This is a genomic window from Pseudoxanthomonas sp. PXM02, assembly GCF_014851805.1.
Taxonomy (GTDB): Bacteria; Pseudomonadota; Gammaproteobacteria; order Xanthomonadales; family Xanthomonadaceae; genus Pseudoxanthomonas_A.
Map to the genome: position 1 here is coordinate 733,390 of NZ_JACVAK010000002.1, position 19,166 is coordinate 752,555.

General features: G+C 68.7%; 14 protein-coding genes. 6 read left to right on the forward strand and 8 right to left on the reverse strand.

What is annotated here, in order from left to right:
• Window positions 1-43 precede the first annotated feature (43 nt).
• Window positions 44-1,486: a metalloprotease TldD gene (gene tldD / locus IB225_RS12190; RefSeq protein WP_192311490.1), complete on the forward strand. Its 1,443-nt coding sequence runs from the start codon at window positions 44-46 to the stop codon at window positions 1,484-1,486.
• A gap of 23 nt (window positions 1,487-1,509) precedes the next feature.
• Here tldD and yjgA read toward each other — a convergent pair whose 3' ends face one another.
• On the reverse strand, window positions 1,510-2,064 hold the full coding sequence (yjgA, locus tag IB225_RS12195) for a ribosome biogenesis factor YjgA (RefSeq protein WP_192311491.1): 555 nt from the start codon (window positions 2,062-2,064) through the stop codon (window positions 1,510-1,512).
• A gap of 98 nt (window positions 2,065-2,162) precedes the next feature.
• Between yjgA and pmbA the strand changes: the two genes are divergently transcribed.
• Complete coding sequence (pmbA, locus tag IB225_RS12200; protein WP_192311492.1) at window positions 2,163-3,521, forward strand: metalloprotease PmbA; 1,359 nt, start codon at window positions 2,163-2,165, stop codon at window positions 3,519-3,521.
• Window positions 3,522-3,638: 117 nt separating this feature from the next.
• A complete protein-coding gene (locus tag IB225_RS12205) occupies window positions 3,639-4,028 on the forward strand; it encodes a DUF4870 domain-containing protein (RefSeq protein WP_192311493.1) in 390 nt (129 codons plus the stop codon).
• Window positions 4,029-4,086: 58 nt separating this feature from the next.
• On the opposite strand, the gene IB225_RS12210 is transcribed toward IB225_RS12205, so the two are convergent.
• From IB225_RS12210 to tilS, 3 genes are read right to left on the reverse strand one after another with little or no spacing between them, the layout of a single operon-like run.
• On the reverse strand, window positions 4,087-4,965 hold the full coding sequence (locus IB225_RS12210; RefSeq protein WP_192311494.1) for a polyprenyl synthetase family protein: 879 nt from the start codon (window positions 4,963-4,965) through the stop codon (window positions 4,087-4,089).
• Window positions 4,955-5,215: an exodeoxyribonuclease VII small subunit gene (locus IB225_RS12215; protein WP_192311495.1), complete on the reverse strand. Its 261-nt coding sequence runs from the start codon at window positions 5,213-5,215 to the stop codon at window positions 4,955-4,957. The genes IB225_RS12210 and IB225_RS12215 overlap by 11 nt, the downstream gene beginning before the upstream one ends.
• A gap of 48 nt (window positions 5,216-5,263) precedes the next feature.
• Entirely contained in the window at window positions 5,264-6,565 is a 1,302-nt protein-coding gene (gene tilS / locus IB225_RS12220; protein ID WP_192311496.1) for a tRNA lysidine(34) synthetase TilS, read from the reverse strand.
• 125 nt (window positions 6,566-6,690) lie between these two features.
• On the opposite strand from tilS, the gene IB225_RS12225 reads away from it, so the two are divergent.
• Window positions 6,691-7,668, forward strand: coding sequence for a GAF domain-containing protein (locus tag IB225_RS12225; RefSeq protein ID WP_192311497.1), 978 nt, complete (start codon window positions 6,691-6,693; stop codon window positions 7,666-7,668).
• Between the two features lie 2 nt (window positions 7,669-7,670).
• Here IB225_RS12225 and IB225_RS12230 read toward each other — a convergent pair whose 3' ends face one another.
• The gene (locus IB225_RS12230) at window positions 7,671-7,859 is read right to left on the reverse strand and encodes a hypothetical protein (protein ID WP_192311498.1); all 189 of its coding nucleotides are present in this window, start codon (window positions 7,857-7,859) and stop codon (window positions 7,671-7,673) included.
• Window positions 7,860-8,023: 164 nt separating this feature from the next.
• Here IB225_RS12230 and lepB point away from each other — a divergent pair, with 164 nt between their 5' ends.
• Window positions 8,024-8,575, forward strand: a complete 552-nt coding sequence (gene lepB, locus IB225_RS12235) for a signal peptidase I (protein ID WP_192311499.1) — start codon at window positions 8,024-8,026, stop codon at window positions 8,573-8,575.
• Between the two features lie 6 nt (window positions 8,576-8,581).
• Here the strand turns inward: lepB and IB225_RS12240 are convergent, their stop codons facing one another.
• The gene (locus IB225_RS12240; RefSeq protein ID WP_192311500.1) at window positions 8,582-9,334 is read right to left on the reverse strand and encodes a tetratricopeptide repeat protein; all 753 of its coding nucleotides are present in this window, start codon (window positions 9,332-9,334) and stop codon (window positions 8,582-8,584) included.
• A gap of 420 nt (window positions 9,335-9,754) precedes the next feature.
• On the opposite strand from IB225_RS12240, the gene IB225_RS12245 reads away from it, so the two are divergent.
• A complete protein-coding gene (locus tag IB225_RS12245) occupies window positions 9,755-12,421 on the forward strand; it encodes a di-heme oxidoredictase family protein (RefSeq protein WP_192311501.1) in 2,667 nt (888 codons plus the stop codon).
• A 60-nt stretch (window positions 12,422-12,481) separates the two neighbouring features.
• Here IB225_RS12245 and IB225_RS12250 read toward each other — a convergent pair whose 3' ends face one another.
• The gene (locus IB225_RS12250) at window positions 12,482-17,965 is read right to left on the reverse strand and encodes an AAA domain-containing protein (protein WP_192311502.1); all 5,484 of its coding nucleotides are present in this window, start codon (window positions 17,963-17,965) and stop codon (window positions 12,482-12,484) included.
• Window positions 17,962-19,149 (reverse strand): M48 family metalloprotease, encoded by a 1,188-nt coding sequence (locus IB225_RS12255; protein WP_192311503.1) that lies wholly within the window; start codon window positions 19,147-19,149, stop codon window positions 17,962-17,964. Before IB225_RS12255 ends, IB225_RS12250 begins: the two co-directional genes overlap by 4 nt.
• Window positions 19,150-19,166 lie beyond the last annotated feature (17 nt).

Consider the following 19,166-nt stretch of genomic DNA (forward strand, 5'->3'; position numbering starts at 1 on the left):
GCCCACGCTTGCCGCAGGCGTGCTTCGCCCCCATGGTAATGACATGACCCTGCCGATCACGCTCGCCGAAACCCGTCTCCTCCTGCCCGCCGGCCTGGACCCGTCCGGCCTCGACCGTGCGCTCGGCACACTGCTGGGGCCAGGCATCGATTTCGGTGACCTGTATTTCCAGCACGCCCGCCGCGAGAGCTGGACCGTCGAGGACGGCATCGTCAAGGACGGTGCGCACTCGATCGAGCAGGGCGTCGGTGTGCGTGCCATCTCCGGTGAAAAGACCGGCTTCGCGTACTCCGACGACATCAATGCGCAGGCCCTGCTGGGTGCGGCGAAGTCCGCGCGCGCCATTGCCCGCGACGGCGCCGCGCATGCGCCACGCACGCTGGTGCGCAGCGGCGGTCGCGCGCTGTATGTCGGCGACGATCCCATCGATGCGATGGGCAACGACGCCAAGGTCGACGCGTTGCGAGCGGTGGACCGTTTCCTGCGTGCGGCCGATCCGCGCGTGCAGCAGGTCACCGTCAGTCTGTCCGGCGGCATCGACACCGTGCTGGTCGCGCGCAGCGACGGGGTGCTCGCATCCGACGTGCGCCCGCTGGTGCGGTTGAACGTGCAGGTGATCGTCGAACAGAACGGTCGCCGCGAATCCGGTTATGCCGGCATGGGCGGACGCTACGGGTATGCCGAACTGTTCGCCGATGGCAAGCCGGAAGACCTCGCACGCGAGGCGCTGCGTCAGGCGCTGGTGAATCTGGAGGCGATCGATGCGCCCGCCGGCGTGATGCCGGTCGTGCTGGGCAGCGGCTGGCCGGGCGTGCTGCTGCACGAAGCGGTCGGCCACGGTCTGGAAGGCGACTTCAACCGCAAGGGCACCAGCGTGTACGCCGGTCGCATGGGCCAGCAGGTCGCATCGAAGGGCGTCACCATCGTCGATGACGGCACGCTGCCGGGTCGCCGTGGTTCGCTCAACATCGACGACGAAGGCACGCCGACGAACTGCACCACGCTGATCGAGGACGGCGTGCTGGTGGGCTACATGCAGGACACGCACAACGCACGCCTGATGGGTGTGGCGCCGACCGGCAACGGTCGCCGCGAATCGTTCGCGCACCTGCCGATGCCGCGCATGACCAATACCTACATGCTGGCCGGGCAGCACGATCCGGAAGACATGATCCGCTCGGTGAAGAAGGGGCTGTACGCGGTCAATTTCGGCGGCGGCCAGGTCGACATCACCAGCGGCAAGTACGTGTTCTCCGCCACCGAGGCCTACCTGATCGAGGATGGCCGCATCACCGCGCCGGTGAAGGGCGCCACGCTGATCGGCAACGGCCCGGAGACCATGCAGAAGGTGAAGATGGTCGGCCACGACCTGGCGCTCGACCAGGGTGTCGGCGTGTGCGGCAAGGATGGCCAGAGCGTGCCGGTGGGCGTGGGCCAACCGTCGTTGCTGATCGAAGGCCTGACGGTGGGTGGGACGAAAGCGTGAGCGCGCAGGCTGGCGCGCGTGCGTCAGGCGTCTTCGTCGTCAGTGTCGTCCGCAGCGCTGGCATCGGCCAGCAGCTCGCGCAGTTCGCGGAACAGTTCGCGGAAGGCGCGCGGCGGCTTGTTCTTCGCCTTCTCGTCGAGGGCGTTGCGCACGAGTTGGCGCAGCTTCTGCCGGTCGGCCGTCGGAAACGCATCCAGCAGGTCCGCCAGCGCCTGGTCGCCGTCGGCCAGCAGGCGGTCGCGCCACTGTTCGGCCTGGTGGAGCATCGCGGTCTCGCGCCGCGCCGCTTCGCCGCCTTCGTCCATCGCGTCGCGGATCGCTTCCAGCACCTCGTCTTCCTCGCGCCGCATCTGCTTGGCGAGGAACTGCAACTGGCGCTTGTGCGCGATGTGCGACGTGATTCGCTGCGTCTCCACGATGTGCGGCATCAGGTCTTCGGGAATCGGCAGGCGCGCCAGTTGCGCGGCCGGCAACGCGACCAGTTTCTCGGCCAGGCTGCGGATCTCCAGTGCTTCGCCCCGTTGCTGGGTGCGGCTGGGGCTCAGGAATTCGCCGGTTTCGGGGTCGCGTCCGCGCATGGTGAAGCCTCTCTATCGCTTCCGCCGCCAGGGGCGGAAGCCTGATCAAATACCGATCCGGCGCCTGGGCGCCGATCACAGGACACAAGGATAAAGCATTGAACGCCACCGCCCTGACTTCTTCCGACGACAGCCTCGCCCGGCTGGAACGCCTGGAGGCGCTGTCCCAGCGCCTGCTGGAGCGCGCGCGGGCGCATGGCGCCACCCAGGCCGAAGTCAGCTGCAGCGAAGAGACCGGCCTCAACGTCAACGTGCGACTGGGCGATGTGGAGACCGTGGAGTCCACGCGTGACCGCGGCATCGGCGTGACCGTGTACTTCGGACAGCGCAAGGGCAGCGCCAGCACGGCCGACCTGCGCGAGGAGAGCCTCGAGGCCACGGTGGCACAGGCCTGCGCGATCGCGCGCTACACCGAGGACGACGATGCCGCCGGCCTCGCCGACGCGGCGCTGATGGCGTCGGACTTTCCCGATCTCGACGTATGGCATCCGTGGGCACTCGAGATGGACCACGCCGTCGATCTCGCGCTGGCCTGCGAGACGGCCGGGCGCGATGCCGACGCCCGCATCGAGAATTCCGACGGCGCATCCGTCGGCAGTGGCGAGAGTCTGTCGGTGTACGCCAACTCGCACGGTTTCATCGGCCGCGAGCGCGACACGCAGCACACGATCGGCTGCGCGCTGATCGCGGGGCAGGGCGATGGCATGCAGCGCGATGGCTGGTACAGCACGGCGCTGTCGCACCTTGAACTGGAAGACCCGGCAGCCATCGGCCGCAAGGCCGCGGAGCGCACCGTGTCGCGCCTCCAGCCGCGCTCGCTGGCGACCGGCGAGTACCGCGTGCTGTTCTCGGCAGAGGTCGCGCGCTCGCTGATCGGTCATCTGCTGGGCGCCGTCTCCGGCGGTGCGCTGTACCGGAAGGCGAGCTTCCTGCTCGACCACGTCGGCCAGCGCATTTTCCCGGACTGGTTCGCCATCGAAGAGCAGCCCCTGCTGCTGCACGGGCTGCGCTCGTCGGCCTTCGATGCCGAGGGCGTGGCGACGAAACGCTCGCACCTGATCCGCGACGGCGTGCTCGAGCGTTACGTGCTGGGCAGTTACTCGGCGCGCAAGCTGGGGCTGCAGACCACCGGCAATGCGGGCGGCGTGTACAACCTGCAGGTGAAGGCCAATGCGGGCGGCTTCCAGGATCTGTTGTCGGGCATGCGCAACGGACTGCTGGTCACCGAGCTGATGGGGCAGGGCGTGAACGGCGTGACCGGTGACTATTCGCGCGGTGCGGCCGGATTCTGGGTCGAGGACGGCGTGCTGACCTATCCGGTGGACGGCATCACCATCGCCGGCAACCTCAAGACGATCTTTGCCGGCATCGAGGCCGTGGGCCACGACGTAGACCGCCGCTCGCACGTAGGCGTCGGCTCCGTCCTGGTCGGCCGGATGACGGTCGCGGGCGAATAGGTCCCGCGCGCGTGAGGTGACCCGCCGCGACACGGATTCCCGTTATGCTTGGCAAGCGGAGTCCACGGCGGAGCCGTGGTACTCGACAGCCCTACCACCATCCATGGGGAATCCTGCATGAGCGAATTCGACAACGTCACCGCACCGCCTCCGCCGCCGTCCGGCAGCCCGGGCGCCGAAGAGAAGCAGTGGGCGCTCTTCGCGCACCTCTCTTCGCTCGTCGGTCTGATCATCCCGTTCGGCAACCTGCTCGGCCCGCTGGTAGTCTGGCTGATCAAGAAGGACACGCTGCCCTTCGTCAACGACCAGGGCAAGGAAGCGCTCAACTTCAACATCACCATCCTGATCGCCGCGATCATCTCCGGCATCCTGACGCTGGTGGTGATCGGCCTGCTGCTGCTGTTCCTCGTGGGTATCGCCTGGCTGGTGCTGACGATCATCGCCGCGATCAAGGTCAGCAACGGCGAAGCCTACCGTTATCCGTTCGCCCTGCGCCTGATCAAGTAAGCGATCTTCGCGCGGAAGAAAAAAGCCCGGCAATGCCGGGCTTTTTTCATGCCGTCGTTCAATGCGTGCGATGGATCGCGAGATCGCCGAGCGCACGTAGCGCGTCGGCTCGATCGTCGTACGGCGCCAGCGCCTCGCGCATGCGCGCATCCAGTTCCGCCAGCTTGGCCTTCGCGCCCTCCATGCCCAGCAGGGCCGGGTAGGTCGACTTGGCCTGGGCGACGTCCTTGCCGGCGGTCTTGCCCAACTGGGCCGAGCTGGCCTCGATGTCGAGGATGTCGTCGCGCACCTGGAACGCCAGGCCGAGCGCGGACGCGAAATCGTCGAGCCGTGCGAGCGTTCCGTCGTCGGCGCCACCGGCGAGGGCGCCCATGCGCACGGCGGCGCGGATCAGCGCGCCGGTCTTCAGCGCATGCATGCGCTGCAGGTCATCGAGCGACTGCAGCGTGCCGGTGGCATCGATATCGAGCGCCTGACCACCGCACATGCCGGCTGCGCCGGAGGCCTGTGCCAGGGTCGCCAGCCAGTCCACGCGCAGCGTCGGGGCTGCATCCGCCGCGGCCAATTGTTCGAACGCGCGCGTCTGCAGGGCGTCGCCGGCGAGGATCGCAGTGGCTTCATCGAACGCGATGTGCACGGTGGGCTTGCCGCGACGCAGGTCATCGTCGTCCATTGCCGGGAGGTCGTCGTGCACCAGCGAGTAGGCGTGGATCAGTTCGACCGCGATCGCCGGCGCGTGCAGGGCGGCTTCGGTCGCACCCAGCAGCGTGCCACTCGCGTAGACGAGCAGGGCGCGCATGCGCTTGCCGCCGCCCAGCACGGCGTGGCGCATGGCGGCATGCAGGCGTTGCGGGGCAGCATCGGCGGGCGGCAGCGCCCGATCCAGGTGGTCTTCCAGCCCCGTCGCCCAGGTGGCGAAGCGGGGGTCAGCGGCCATCGGGTGCGGGGGCGAACGGTTCGCCGCTCTCCGGGCGTTCGGGGTCGCTGAGCAGGCGTACGCGCAGTTCCGCCTGTTCGAGTGCGGACTGGCATTGCCGGTACAGGCCCACGCCGCGCTCGTAAGCCGCGAGCGAGGCTTCCAGGCTGAGGTCGCCATGCTCCATCTTCTCGACCAGCTGCTCGAGCTCGTCCAGCGACTGTTCGAAATGGGCGACGGGCGAGGCGTCGGCGGGAGTCTTCTTTGCCATGCGGCAAGTGTGGGGATCGCCTGCGGTCAGGTCAAACCCGGCTTGAGATCAGCCGCGGCGCCACACCAGGCGCCGACCGTGTGTACGCAGCCAAGCGTCGCTGTCGGCAGAGAGAACCAGGTCGCCCGCCGACCACAGCGCGTCCTCCTGCCACAGCAGGGGCAGCTGGAGCCGTTCCCACGGCGGGACGCCCAGCGACTGCAGCACGTCCTTCAGTGCATGCCGATGCCGCCGGCCGGGCAGGGCGATGCGTTCGCCACCACGGCGCGCGGTCACCCGCAGGGGCGTCTCGAATCCGGGGCCCTCGCCTTCCAGCGACAGGGTCCCGCCGTCGGGCAACGGCAGTACGTCAGTGCCGGTCCACTTGGCCTCCCAGTCCTCCTGCAACCCGGGGCGTCGGCGCTCGGCATGCAGCAGCCCCCGCCAGCGCCGCACGACTGCGTCCTGCCAGGCGAATTCGGCCTGGGCATCGACGCGTGCGTCCAGCAGGTGCGCTTCGATCTGCATCACCCCTTCGGCAGGCAGCGGAGGCAGCGACAAGCCTTCGATCCAGCACCGCAGCGCGCGAGCACGCGCGGCCGTGTCGGCAGCATGCAGCGCTGCGACATCCAGTGCGGCGGGGTCCGCGGTGGCGGCAGTGGCGAGCAGTGCGCGGTCCTGCCTGACCAGCAGATCGCTGGCCTCGCCGCTCAGGGCGGCGCTGCGCGCAAACGCACTGTCCGCATGCGGCCAGCGTTGCCGCAGCAGCGGCAGCACCGCGTGACGCAGGAAGTTGCGGTCGAGTGTGGTGCTCGCGTTGCTGGGATCCTCGATCCAGCGCAGGGCATGCGCGTCCGCATACGCCTGCAATGTCGTGCGCGGCACTTCCAGGAGCGGTCGCCACTGCCATCCCGACGCGAACGCGCGCCACGGGCGCATTGCCGCGAGGCCGTCCGGTCCCGACGCACGCAAGGCGCGCAGCAGGAAGGTCTCCGCCTGATCATCGCGATGATGGGCGAGGGCGATGATGTCGCCCGCCTGCATCACCTCCGCAAAGGCCGCATGCCGTGCGCGCCGCGCCGCGGCTTCGATGCCGTCGCCGAGGCTCGTGTCGACGCGCACGTGGTGCACTTGCACAGGCACGTCGAGCGTCCTGCAGAACGCGGCGCAATGCTCGGCCCAAGCATCCGCGTCCGGGTGCAGGCCGTGGTGCACGTGGATGGCATGAAGTCCGCCTGCACGCACGACGGGATCCTGCGCCAGCCGATGCAGCAGCACGGTCGAATCCAGTCCGCCGCTGAAGGCCACCCACACGCGTCCCGTCACCGGCGGAGGTGGCAGTACAAGCGGAGCGGCGTCGGGACGATGCATGCGCCCATGCTAGCGGCGATGCGAACGATGTGCAGCCGGTCACATCCCGCGATCGACGCGGCGTTGACGGCGTCTGAACCGGGGTCTGGCGATCATGGTGGCGACATCGATACGAAGGAGAACGCATGACGGCCTCGACCGCCTCCACATCCGCGCAGGAACGCCAGCGCCAGCACGTGCTCGATCGCTACCACGTCGTGGACAGCCTGCCCGCCACCGTCTACGACGATCTGGTGCAGGTGGCTGCCGCACTGTGCGGCACGCCGATCGCGGTGGTGTCGCTGATCGACCGCGACCGCCAGTGGTTCAAGGCCCGCCTGGGACTGGAAGACCACGAGACCACGCGCGACACCGCCGTCTGCGACCACGCGATCCGACAGCCTGATGAGCTGCTGGAGATCCAGGACCTCAGCGAGGACGCGCGCTTCAACCAGTTCCCCATCGTCACGGGCGACCTGAAGGCGCGTTTCTATGCCGGCATGCCGCTGGTGACCGGCGACGGCGAGGCCCTCGGTACCGTCTGCGTGGTCGACACCCAGCCCCGGCGGCTGAGCGGGCAGCAGAAGGCATCGCTGCGGTCGCTGGCGCGCGTCACCATGGCCTTGCTCGATGCGCATCGTGCGCAGCATGAAGCGCACGCCATGGCTGCACTGCAGGCCGACACGCCATCGCAGGGCGCGACGAAAGCCTCCACCGCCGGCGCGGCGCCAGCCGCGACGGGTCCGGCCTATGCGGTCGCGATCATCGAGCTGCAGGGCATGGCCGACGCCGCGCGCCGGCTCGGCGATCGCGCGCTGGAGCGGCAGTTGCAGGGCATGGCGCCGGAGTTCGACGCCTGCGTGAAGCCGGAACTCGGCGACCATGTCAGTCGCGTGACCGACAGCGCCGAATACATCGCCTTGCTGCACGGGGACGGGCTGGAGGCACGCGTGCAGGCGCTGCGCACGGCGGCGCAGAAATCCGGCCAGCGGGAAGGACTGTCGCTGCTGGTGGGTGCGGCGACCGCCACGCCGGGCGAGGCCATGCACCTGGTCTATCTGCGCGCCGAGGAAAACCTCAGCCAGCAGAAGGATGCGGCAGCGGGCGAACGCGCAGCGGCCTGACGCTACTGCACGCGCTGCAGGATCACGATCACGGCGCCCACCCAGCAGGCGGATACGAACAGACCCAGTACCAGATGCTGGCTGGCGCCGTTGCGATGGAAGCGCCAGCGGTTGACCAGCAGCACGGCGGCCAGAGGCAGGGCGAACAGCGCCGTCGGTAGCCACCACCAGGGCATCGAAAGCAGATCCATGTCGTCTCCCGGCATCGCGGCAAAGCGGACCGCAGCGGCAGGATGGCGCGCTCCGGCCGCGAGCGCCTTGATTGCGATCAAGCGCGAGCCGCACGGCGAGCGGATGCGGGACGAGCGCATCTGCGGCATGCTGCCCGCCACCTCCATCCTGTCACCGGGGAACTATGTCCCGTCTGCGTCGTTCCCTCGTCCGCGTGCTGATGGTGCTGGTCTTCCTTGTTCCCACCGTTCTGGTGGTGATGTATGCGTCCAATCCGTTCGGCGTTCGCTCGATGGACCCTCGGCAGCGTGTGCTGGGACACGGCCTGTATCGCGTTCCTTCGTCCAGCATGTTGCCGGGCATCGTGCCCGGCCAGGTGCTGGTGACGCGTGCGGGTTACTACACCCGGCACGCGCCACAGCGCGGCGATGTCGTGTCCCTGCTTCCGCCGGAACGCGAAGGGGATGTGTGGCTGCAACGCATCGTCGGTCTGCCGGGCGAAACCGTGGGCATCATCGAGGGAAGGGTGTACATCGACGGCGTCGCGTTGGAGGAGCCCTACGTCGCGCGGGAGAACGTCCGCACGGACTACGCGCTGACGTTCGCGCCGGTCCGGGTGCCTGAAGGGCACTACTTCATGATGGGCGACAATCGTGACAACAGCCTCGACAGCCGGCTGCAGTCGATGACGCGACGCGAAGACATCACGGGCAAGGTCGTGGCGCGGCTGCGCTGAGGCGACTCAGGTGCGCGGCAGCGCCGCCAGTTCGCGCTTGGCCACGTCGATCCAGTCGCGCTGTTCGCGCTGGTAGTACTTGGGCGCGGCATCGGAGCGGTCGAGGATTTCCTGGAACACGCTGCGCGCGCGGGCGTGCTCGCCCTGGCGCTTCAACAGCAGGCCGAAACGGGCGCGCGCTTCCTCGCCCGGGTAGCCCTGCACTACGGCTTCGTACTCATGGATGGCCGCGGCCGCGTCGGCGGTGTCTTCGACCGCACGCGCGTAGAGCAGATGGCCATCGGCCGACCGGAAGCCGGGATTCGCCGCGATCAGCGCATCCAGCGTCGCGCGCGCCTTCGCCGATTCGCCCAGGCCGAACTGGGCCTTCGCCATGCCCAGCATCAGGTCCGGGTCGGTGGCGTACAGACCTTTCAAGGCCTGCTCAAAGAGTTCAGAGGCCTGCGCGTAGTCGCCGCTGCGCAGGCTTTCTTCAGCCAGGCGCCGGCGGTTCTCCGGTGTGTCCGAGGCTTTCAGCAGTTTGGCGGCGTCGCGGCGGTCGCGATCCGGATCGATGCGGTTGCGCACGTTCCGCACCGTGCGTCGTGCGGACGGGTTGTGGCGCAGATCGGGCAGGATTTCGGCGATGAAGTAGATGATCACCGCGAGGAACGAGAACACCAGCAGGATGAAGACCCAGTACAACGGGCGTCCGGTACGTACCACGTGCACGCAGCAGGCGATCTGCAGCGCGAAGGACAGGATCAGGAGTGGACTCATGCGGGAACGGGCGTGCCGGCGGAGCGCCAAGCATGGTCCATCCGTGTGACCGGCGCTAGCATGGCCTCGCCAGCGGCGGCCGGTAGACGCGTGCGCAGCGGCGGGTTGTGCGGCGGCGGTCACAGCGACGCCGGCCCCCGCTCTGCGACGATGCCGCGTCCCGCCATCGGATGGCGTGTCTTGTTCCCGGGGAAGGGAACGAAGACATTGCCGGCGTTCCCCACGCGTCCCCCACGGAGTCGGTGCCCGATGTATCCCCCTGCCATTGTCCGGTGCCGGTGCGCGCCGGTCGTGCTTTCCCTGTTGGCCGCCATATCGTTGGCGGCCTGCTCCGTGCAGACCGACGAGTCGCGCGATGCGCCGTTCTGGAGCAGCGCCCGTCCTGTGTCCGCGTCCGGGGGCGCATCGTCGGGTTCCGCCATGGCGGGGGCCGCTGCAACCGCAGCGGCTGCGCAACCTCTGGTCGCGCCTCCACAGAACATCAACGTCGATCCTGTCCCGTCCGGTCGCTATCGCATCGCCAGTGTGTTGAGCGACCTCTGCATCGAAATCCGCGACGGCAGCACGGCCAACGGCACCCCGCTGGTGCAATCGGCGTGCGATGCCACGCTGCACCGCCAGTTCTTCGATATCGCCGAGACCGCCACCGGGCAGTACCGGCTGCGCAACCTGGCCACGCAGAAGTCGGCCGACATCCCGGCCGGATCCGGTGCCGACCACGCCATCGTGCAGCAGTGGGACGACAACGGCAGCGGCGCGCAGCGCTTCCGCCTGCAGCGTGTCGACACCAGCGACCGCTATCGCATCGTCAACGTCAACAGCGGCAAGTGCCTGGGCATCGTCGGCGCGGCGACAGCGACCGGCGCTTCGGTCGAACAGATCACCTGCGCGGTCGTGCCCGCGCAGCAGTTCCGCCTGGGGGCGGGCGAACCCGCGCCGGTGCGCGAGCACGGATCGGCGCCGCTGCTGCCGCCGCCGCCGCCGGTCCCGCCTTCGGCGAACTACCAGCCGCTGCTGTGGCCGGATGACGCGGCACCGGTCCATTACACCCAGGACGACGGCACGCTGGTAACGCATGTGGGTGGCCGCGTGCGCGACCGTCATGCGCGCGAGCCCATCGTCGACGACAGCTACCAGGTCTTTCCGCCGCACTACTTCGAACGGCGCACGCACGAGATCGTCATCCACGACGATGCGGTGCCGGGCACGTCAGGCGAGCAGCGCGTCCTCACCATCGTCGTCAAACCCCAGCACTACTGGTACGGCACCAACTTCCGCCACGGCTACATCGGCCGGCGCAGCGAGGATCCGCTGGAACCGACATCGGTCGCGCTGTACGCCGACAACGGCGGCATGAAGCTGCTGCCTGGTGGCGTGGCCGCACAGACACCGATCGCCAACTACGCGCAGCTCGGCCAAGATCCCAACAGCAACTACACGCCGCCGGCCGGCGCACCGGGCAACGCCTTCGTGCTGGTGAAGGAAATCCGCACCGCCGCCAACGAGGCGCACCGGCCGCTGCGGAAGGGCGACCTGGTGGAGTTCGAGCTGGGCATCTTCCTGGCCGGTAATCCGGACGTCATCGGCCGCTTCAACTACTACGCCGAAGCGCTGGTCTACCGTGCCGGCGCGCACGGCATCGTGTCGTGGTTCCGCGGGCCGGGCTATGGCGTGCAGCGGCCATTGGACTCGCTGGCGATGCCGGCCGAGGCGCTGTCCGCCGGACCGTGGATGACCTTGCACGAGGACACTTCCAGCGAGCCGTTCCGCATGCTGCAGCAGGCGTCGCACAACATCGCCGGCTACAACATGCAGCCGTGGGCGGAAGGGCGCCGGCTGATCCACACCTCGTTCGCCAGCGGTCGCCATTCCGAGGAGAGCAATACCGTCTTCACCGCGCATGCGGGCAAGACGGCGCCACGCTTCTCGCAGACGCGCTGCGTGGACTGCCACACGGGCAATGGCCGCAGTTCGCCGGTGGTCGGCGCGCCGCTCGATCGGCTGGGCGTGTTCGTCGGCATAGCGGGTGCCGGTACGCAGGCGCCGGACGCACGGTTCGGTCTTCGCCTGCAGCAGGGTCGATATCGCGAGGCCGGCGCCAACGTCGATGGTCGCGAAGCCGAGCTGGTGCTGACGGGCTACACCGAGCTTCCTGGACGCTATGCCGACGGCACCGGTTACGTGCTGCGCCGGCCGAACTACGCGCTGCGTGATCGAGCCGGCCAACCGCTCGCGATGCCGACCGCCTTGTCGGTACGCGTGGCGCCGTCGCTGATCGGCCTGGGCTTGCTGGAAGCCGTGCCCGAGCAGCAGTTGGAACGCCTGGCACTCGCGCAGCAGGGCGATCCCGATGGCGTGGCCGGTCGCCTGCAGATCGTTGCCGACGCACGCGATGCCGGCGTCAGCCGCGTGGGGCGGTTCGGCTGGAAGGCCGCCGCCGCCACGCTGGAACAGCAGGCATCAATCGCCTTCAACACCGACATGGGCGTCACCTCGCCGCTGATGGCCTCGCTGGAGTGCGCACGCGGCAGCCAGGGCACGGCCTGCGCGCAGGTCAACAACGGCAGCGCGAAACTGACCGCCGCCGACATCCACCAGACCGCGCTCTACCTGAGCCTGTTGGGCGTGCCGCCCCGGCGCGACTTCGACAATCCGCTGGAGCAGGATGCACAGGCGCGTGCCCGGCAGCTACGCGTGAAGCGCGGCGCGCAGCTGTTCGAAGCGGCGCGATGCAGCACCTGCCACACACCCACGCTGAAGACCGGGCACCATCGCTTCGCCGAACTGCGCTACCAGACGATCCGTCCGTACAGCGACCTGTTGCTGCACGACATGGGTCCGGACCTGGCCGACACCTATGTTGAAGGACGCGCGACCGCGCGCGAATGGCGTACGGCGCCGCTGTGGGGGCTTGGCCTGGCGGCATCGATCGATCCGAACGTGCGTTATCTGCACGATGGTCGTGCCGCGACGCTGGAGGAAGCGGTGCTGTGGCACGGCGGGCAGGGCACGGCGGCGAAGCAGCGCTTCGAGGCGATGAATGCCGATGACCGGCGCGCGCTGGTCGATTTCCTCAAGTCGCTCTGAACGTCCGACGGTTGGCATCGCCCGTGTTGACCGGGCGATGCCACGGACGACCACCGTGCATCACGCTTCCTGGTAGCCCTTGCCCAGCTTCTCGGCGATCAGCTTGTCCATCTCGCGCTGCGCGCGCTCCGGCGTTTCGAAGACCTTGACCACCGACTGGCCCTGGCTGCCGATGCGGCCGTAGCTCACCGCCAGTTCGGTGCCGGTGAGCGAGGCCTGCCAGAACTTGCGCGAGTTTCCCTGTTCGAAATGGAAGCGGCGCGTCACCACGTCCGGCGCTTCACTTGGCGCGGGCGTACCAACGGTCGGGGCAGGGGCAGCAGTGTCGGTGGTCGGAGTGGACTGCGGTGCGATGAAGCCATCGTCGAGATCGGCGTCGTCGAACGTCGGTTCCTCGCCCGCCAGTGCCGCTTCGATGCGTGCGACCACCGCCTCCGGCGCGCGCAGCCAGTCCCTGCCGGGCACGTCGAGCGTGCGCCAGCCGAAGCTGCGCAGGATGCCGGGGCGGAACACATAGCGCTCACCGGCATCCATCGCGGCCATCGACGGATCGTCGATGAGGATCGCCAGCAGGTAATCGCCGCCGTCGGGATCGACCACGGCCAGGTCGCAGCGGAACTGCGAACGCCCCACGTTTTCGTCGACCGTATGGCCGCGTGCGCGCAGCGCAGCGGCCAGCGCCTGGCGCACCGCGTCGTGGGTGGCGGGCCGGGCGAAGGCTTCCTGAGCGCCTGCGTTCAACGCACCCAGCACCTGCTGTGCGCGCGGCTGGTCGCCGCGTGCGCTGGCCTGGGCGAACTGCAGGAAGGCCCGCAATGCAGCGGCGCCATCGTTGTGGGTGTTGGTGATCGCGTCGGCCTGGATCGTGGACACCACCGCCATGCGATGGCGCGCGCGGCTGAAGATGACGTTGAGCCGCTTCTCGCCGCCCCGCTGGTTGATCGGGCCGAAGTTCATCAGCATCCGGCCGTCCGGTCCCGGCGCGTAGCAGATGCTGAGGATGATGATGTCGCGCTCGTCGCCCTGCACGTTCTCCAGGTTCTTGATGAACAGACCATTGAACTGGTCGGCGTCCTCACGGACGTACTCGCGGTCCAGCCGCAACGCGAAGGCTTCGTCCTGCGCGGCCAGCGCATCGAGTGCGGACTCGATCTCGTCCTGCTGTGCTTCGGAGAAGGCGACCACGCCGATGCTCATGCCGGTTTCGCGGGCCAGCAGTTCGCGGACCATCTGCGCGATGTAGCGCGCTTCGGGGGCATTGCGACGACCCTCGTAGACGCCATCGGCCACCGGGTGGAAGCTGACGGCGCGATCGAGCAGCGTTTCCACGCCCAGTACGCCAGCGTCCTCCTGATCCGACCGCACCGCACGCGACTGCGGGTCGGGCGCTTCGATCCGGCGGTCCGGGATGGTGACCAGCCTGCCGTCGTAGAACGCGGCATTGGAGAAGCTGATCAACGCCTCGTGCCGGCTGCGGTAATGCCACGCCAGCAGCGTCGCCGGAAGATTGCGCGCGGCCTGGTTGAGCAGGCTGTCCGAATCCATGTTGATGGCGATGCGCTCGCCGTCCTCTTCGACGAGGATTTCCTCCTCGCCGTCACCGCTGGCGGAGAAGAAGCTGGTGGGCGGCAGCTGCATCTCGTCGCCGACGACCACGATCTGGCGCGCGCGGCTCAGGGCCGGCACGGCTTCCTCGGTGGGGATCTGGCTGGCTTCGTCGAAGATCACCACGTCGAACAGGTCGCTGGCCAGCGGCAGCGTGTCGGACACCGACAGCGGACTCATCAGCCAGATCGGCTTCAGGTCGTTGATGACCAGCCCCGTCTCGTCGTCGGCCAGGTCGCGGATGGAGCGGTGGCGCATGCTCTTGCCGAACTCGTGTTCCAGTTCGCGCCTACCCGTCGAGTACTGCTTCTTGAATTCCTTGCCGGCAGCGTCGAGCTGGGTGGCGGACAGGGCAGTGCGGCGCAGGTTCTCGGCGAACAGGCGATGCAGCGTGGCGCGGACCACGCGCGAATTGGCGGCGAGCAGCTCGCCCTGCGCTCGACCGATGGCATGCACGCTGCGCGCCAGCGCCACGCCATCGAAGCGCGCCAGTTCGGGCGATTCACGCTCGGCACGCCGCAAGGCTTCTGCGGTGATTGCGGCCTCGGTCGCGTCGGGCGTTCCCGGCAGCGTCCGCAGCGCCCAGCCGACCGCGGCATTGGCGCCGTGGACCGCCCGCAGCAGGGGCAGAAGATCCGGCAGGTCGTCCATGCCTTCGCGTAGATCGCGCAGCAGCTCGGCCAGCGTGCCGAGCGTGTCGCTGGGCGCGTCCACTACATCGCGCGCGTGCGCGGCGAGGGCAGCCAGGGCGTCGCGTGCCGAGGCCTCCCGGCGTGCAGCGGCAACGGCGTCGGGCGACTGCTTCAGGTGGGCGACCAGTCGACGCAGCACCGCGTCCGTCGGCAGCCGCTCGCGCAGCGTTGCCGCCGCCGTCAGGAATGCCTGGATGTCGGCCACGCCGTAACGCGTGCGTGCCGCCACTTCGGCATCGTCGATCCGCTGTGCGGCGGCCTGTTCGTCTGCGAGCGCCTGCACGACGCGGGTATAGCCGGGGTGTACGGCGTGTTGGCCAAACGCATAGCGGCGGCGCAACTCCCCACGCAGCCGCCACCAGGCGGGCTGCAGCCAGCGCAGTGCGGAACCTTCCATCGCCCCGGCCAGCGCCAGCGCGGCCTGCGTGTCGGTCGGCGTCAGCTTCTGCATCCAATGGGTGGTCGCGCTCGCCGTCTTCGCCAGATCCGCTTGCAACGCTGCCAACGACTCGCGCGTCTGGCGCAGGGCGGCCGCACCGTCGCCGCTCTCGTCGAGCAGTTCCAGGTGGCCTGCAAGACCGTCTTGCAGCAGGCCATGGGCGGCATCGGCCAGGGCCGTCGCAGCATCCAGGCCGAGCGCGTCATCGATCAGGGTGTGCGCATCTTCGAAGAGCGGATCCAGGCGGTCGAACTGGGCCTGGGCATCATCGAGTGCATCCTGCAGCCGCGCATAGGCACGCTCGTCGGCCAGCAGCGCGCCACGCAGGCGGGCGAACGGATGGCCGGCCAGCCCGTCGCGGCCGAAGCGCTCGCGCATTTCCCGGTGCACGCGGTTGGCCAGCGGTCGCTCGGCATCCCAGGCCGCAAGATCGGGCAGACGTTCGTTGGTGGCCGCGTCGAGCGTCGTCGTCGCGGGCAGTTCGAGCAGTCGGCGTACGAGCCTGCGCAACGGCGTGCCGAGGGCGGGTGGGACCGTCGACATGCGCGTCTCGAACGCGGCGATCCGTTGCTGCTGGCGCTCCAGCCCCTGCAGCAGCGCATCGCGCTGCTGTTGAAGCGCATCGCTGCCGTGCGGCTGCGCCACCCAGTGTTCGTAGCAGGCCCGCAGATCCGCGATGAAGGCCTTCTTGTCGGCCTGCGAGTCATGGATAAGACAGCACAGCGAGTCCAGCCCGCTCTGCTTGAGACGGTGGAAGACCACGTCGAGGGCCGCGCGCTTTTCGCAGACGAACAGCACCCGCTTGCCCTGGCCTGCGTAGTCGGCGATCAGGTTGGTGATGGTCTGCGACTTGCCCGTGCCCGGAGGGCCCTGGATGATGAAACTGCGTCCATCGCGCGCCAGTCCGACCGCGGCGTCCTGGGTGGCATCGGCCGCCACGACGTTCCAGCGCTGGCGCACCGGCAGCGCGGCCGGCGGCGCGGTCTCGACGGCGCGTGGCTCGATCGAGAACACGCGGTCGAATGCCGGGTTCGCATCCGGCGTATCGATCAGCTGGGTGTAGTCGCGGACCAGCGACATCTTCTTGTAGTTGAAGTTGACCAGGCTGACCTGCGTCAGATCCAGGTCCCACGCATAGCGGTGGCCTTCGGATTCCTGCAGGTCGAAACCGACGCGTTCGGTTTCCTGAGTGGCATCGCCCGGCATCATCTGCGGATGGCGCGGGCCGGCGACAGGTGCCGCGCCCGCTTCGAACCGCTGCGGCAACGGACTGGGGCGGACCCAGCGTTCGAACAGCGCGCGTCCCAGCGGACGGTAATCGTTGCGCTCGTAGCTGTAGTCGGGAAGGCCCAGCGTCGCGGCGCGCGGCACGCGCGTGGCACCGCGTCGCCGCTGGTACTGCTGCAGGCGTTGCAGGGCCTTCTGCCGGACCAGCCGGATCTGCGGCTTGTCGACCAGACGCAGTTGCACGGAAGGCTCAGTGCGCTGGATCTGCGCAAGCAGGTCGGCATGGATGTCGGCGATCGACGTCTTCTGCAGGTCGACTGTCTCGGGCAGGCGGATGTCGTAGAGCTGGCGCAACTGGTGGCGCAGGACGGGATTGAACTCCGCCTCGCCGTCCGCGGCCTGCAGGACGTACTGGTCGCGCACGCCCTTGCGTCGCGACAGTTCCACGGGCAGCCACAACAGCGGGGTAACGATGCGCTCTTCCGGCGTCTCTTTCAGGTTGTGCCAGCGCAGGAACGCGACGACCAGGCGCAGGTTGCTAAAGCCGTATTCGGCGCGGTCGCGGCGCGTCTCCTGGATCAGCTTGTCCAGCGCGACGGGAAGATACGGTTGGTCTTCGAACCGCAGCCAGCGTTGCAGGTCGATCGTGCGACCGGCGACGACATCCGCGGCGAACGGGCCGCCCCAGGTGCAGATGTGTTCCGGTCGGATGCTCTCCAGTTGCAGCACCAGCGGCACGCTGGACACGGTCAGGTTGACGCTGCTCGCGGTCGGCTTGAAGTACAGCAGACGGTTACGGCGCGAGAGATCGAACAGACGGTCGCGCAGGTGTGCGAGCACCGCCGTGCGCCGCGGTGCCGCGCCCTGCGCGCCGGAGAGGGCGCGCTCGACGTCCAGCACGGCGGGCTGGTCGCGCCAGGTGCGCAGCCGCGTGGCCAGCGCGCCGAGATCGGTCGCGCGCTCGTGCCGGTTGAGCGCGGTCATCTCGACGATGACGGCCGCGACGATCGGGTGCAGGCGGTCGGCGAGCTGGAAGAGATTGCGACGGTGCGCGGCGAACCGCTGCACGTCGTCGATGTCGTCGAAGTCCAGGCCGCAGGCGAGCGCCGCCAGCACCAGGCCCAGGCGGAACACGTCGGTGATCTCGTCGTGGTGCCCCAGCCGCAGTTCCCAGCTGCCGAATCCGGGCAGGAACACCGGACGCTCGATGGCGGCTTCCGGATCGGCCTGCACGTCCAGCGCATGCAGTTCTTCCCAGCCGTCGGCGGTATGCGAGCGGCGCAGTTCACCGACGATGCTGAGGGTCGACACGGGATGCGGTTGCACGCGGTGGATCGCGGCGAGCTCGACCGTGGGTGCACGGCCCTCCGCGTGCATCAGTCGCAGGGCGTTGCCTCCTTGATCGAGCACGAGCGTGGCGGGGTCCAGCGTGGTGACGCGTCCGGCTGCATGCAGGGCCGCCACCTGTTCGAACAGCGGCAGCACCAGCACCAGGACATCGTCGGTCGCGAGTGCGGCGCCGGCCTGTGCGTCGATCAGGGCGGGTAGTGTGGTGGTTTGCGTCGTGGTGTCGTGGCTCATGCCTGCACCGCCGCGGCCTTCTTCAGCTTGTCGATCTCGCGCTTGCCCAGGCGGGCATCGCGTCGTAGCGCGGCGAGCATCGGATCGAGGCTGCCCAGCTCGTGCGCGGTGCGGACCGCGCGCCGCAGCGCGGCATCCTGGACATCGTCATCGGCCAGCGCCAGGTCGAGCATCAGGGCATTGAGGTATTCGCGCACGCTCGCATCCACGGCCGGTGCCGCGAACGCGGACGGCGGCAGGGCGGTCTCGTCGGCCGACCAGTCGGGAAACAGTTCACGGACCTGATGGATGACGGGATCGCTGCGAAGCGTCGTATCGCCAAGAAAGAACGCCAGGAAGCCACGCGTCATCGCCTGCAGGCGCGACTGTCCGGCCAGGTCCAGCGACGGAAGCGCCAGCGCACCGCACAGCCTGCGTTCCAGCCAGTCTTCCAGTTCGTCGGCGTGTCGCCACCACAGATCCAGTGCCCGCGCACGCAGGAAGGTCTCAGGATGGGTGGAGCCGCCGCTGGCGCCGGTGTCGCGCGCATCGATTTCCGTCGCCTGGCGCAGATAGGCCATCGGGTCGGGATCGGTGATGCCGGTCTGGGTCTTGATCAGCAGGTTGACCGCCGGTTCCAAGGCATCAGCGGCGATGGCGCCGCCGCGGTCGGCGAACAGTTCGGTATGCAGCGCGTAGCGACGGAAGGTCTCGTGATGGCTCGCAGTGGCCTGCGACGAACCAAGCGCGTCGTTGAGGATGCGGTCGGCGACCAGGAAGTTGCCGTCGTCGCGCGACCACAGCAGGTAGTGCGCCAGTTCGTGGCCGAACAGCGCAAGCCGCTCCGCGTCCGACAAGCGTTCGAGGATCGGCCCTTCCAGCACGATATGGACTTCGCCGGGCATGAACATCAGCGCCGCATTCATCTGCGCGCTGCCTGCCTGGTACAGCGTGGCCGGCGCGTGGATGCCGAGGCGCTGCATGGCCTGCTGCAACTCGGCATGGATGCCGGTGTGTGCGCCGGCCTCGAGTCGATAGGTGTCGCGCAGCAGGCTGTCGCGCGCCTTCTGCAGGTGCTCGTCCCTGGCGCGTTGCGAACTGGCCCACGCCCAGACGTCGGGTTCATGGCGTTTCAGATAGTCGACCACGCACACGTGGTATGCGAGCGGCTCCAGCCGCCGTCCGTTTTCCTGAGTCTCTACCACGCGCTTTCCCTATCGAC

Bases quoted from the DNA above. Each gene is read 5' to 3' on its own strand.
- tldD (WP_192311490.1), top strand. From the start codon at position 44: ATGACCCTGCCGATCACGCTCGCCGAAACCCGTCTCCTCCTGCCCGCC.
- yjgA (WP_192311491.1), bottom strand. From the start codon at position 2,064: ATGCGCGGACGCGACCCCGAAACCGGCGAATTCCTGAGCCCCAGCCGC.
- IB225_RS12205 (WP_192311493.1), top strand. From the start codon at position 3,639: ATGAGCGAATTCGACAACGTCACCGCACCGCCTCCGCCGCCGTCCGGC.
- IB225_RS12210 (WP_192311494.1), bottom strand. From the start codon at position 4,965: ATGGCCGCTGACCCCCGCTTCGCCACCTGGGCGACGGGGCTGGAAGAC.
- IB225_RS12215 (WP_192311495.1), bottom strand. From the start codon at position 5,215: ATGGCAAAGAAGACTCCCGCCGACGCCTCGCCCGTCGCCCATTTCGAA.
- tilS (WP_192311496.1), bottom strand. From the start codon at position 6,565: ATGCATCGTCCCGACGCCGCTCCGCTTGTACTGCCACCTCCGCCGGTG.
- IB225_RS12225 (WP_192311497.1), top strand. From the start codon at position 6,691: ATGACGGCCTCGACCGCCTCCACATCCGCGCAGGAACGCCAGCGCCAG.
- IB225_RS12230 (WP_192311498.1), bottom strand. From the start codon at position 7,859: ATGGATCTGCTTTCGATGCCCTGGTGGTGGCTACCGACGGCGCTGTTC.
- lepB (WP_192311499.1), top strand. From the start codon at position 8,024: ATGTCCCGTCTGCGTCGTTCCCTCGTCCGCGTGCTGATGGTGCTGGTC.
- IB225_RS12240 (WP_192311500.1), bottom strand. From the start codon at position 9,334: ATGAGTCCACTCCTGATCCTGTCCTTCGCGCTGCAGATCGCCTGCTGC.
- IB225_RS12245 (WP_192311501.1), top strand. From the start codon at position 9,755: ATGGCGGGGGCCGCTGCAACCGCAGCGGCTGCGCAACCTCTGGTCGCG.
- IB225_RS12250 (WP_192311502.1), bottom strand. From the start codon at position 17,965: ATGAGCCACGACACCACGACGCAAACCACCACACTACCCGCCCTGATC.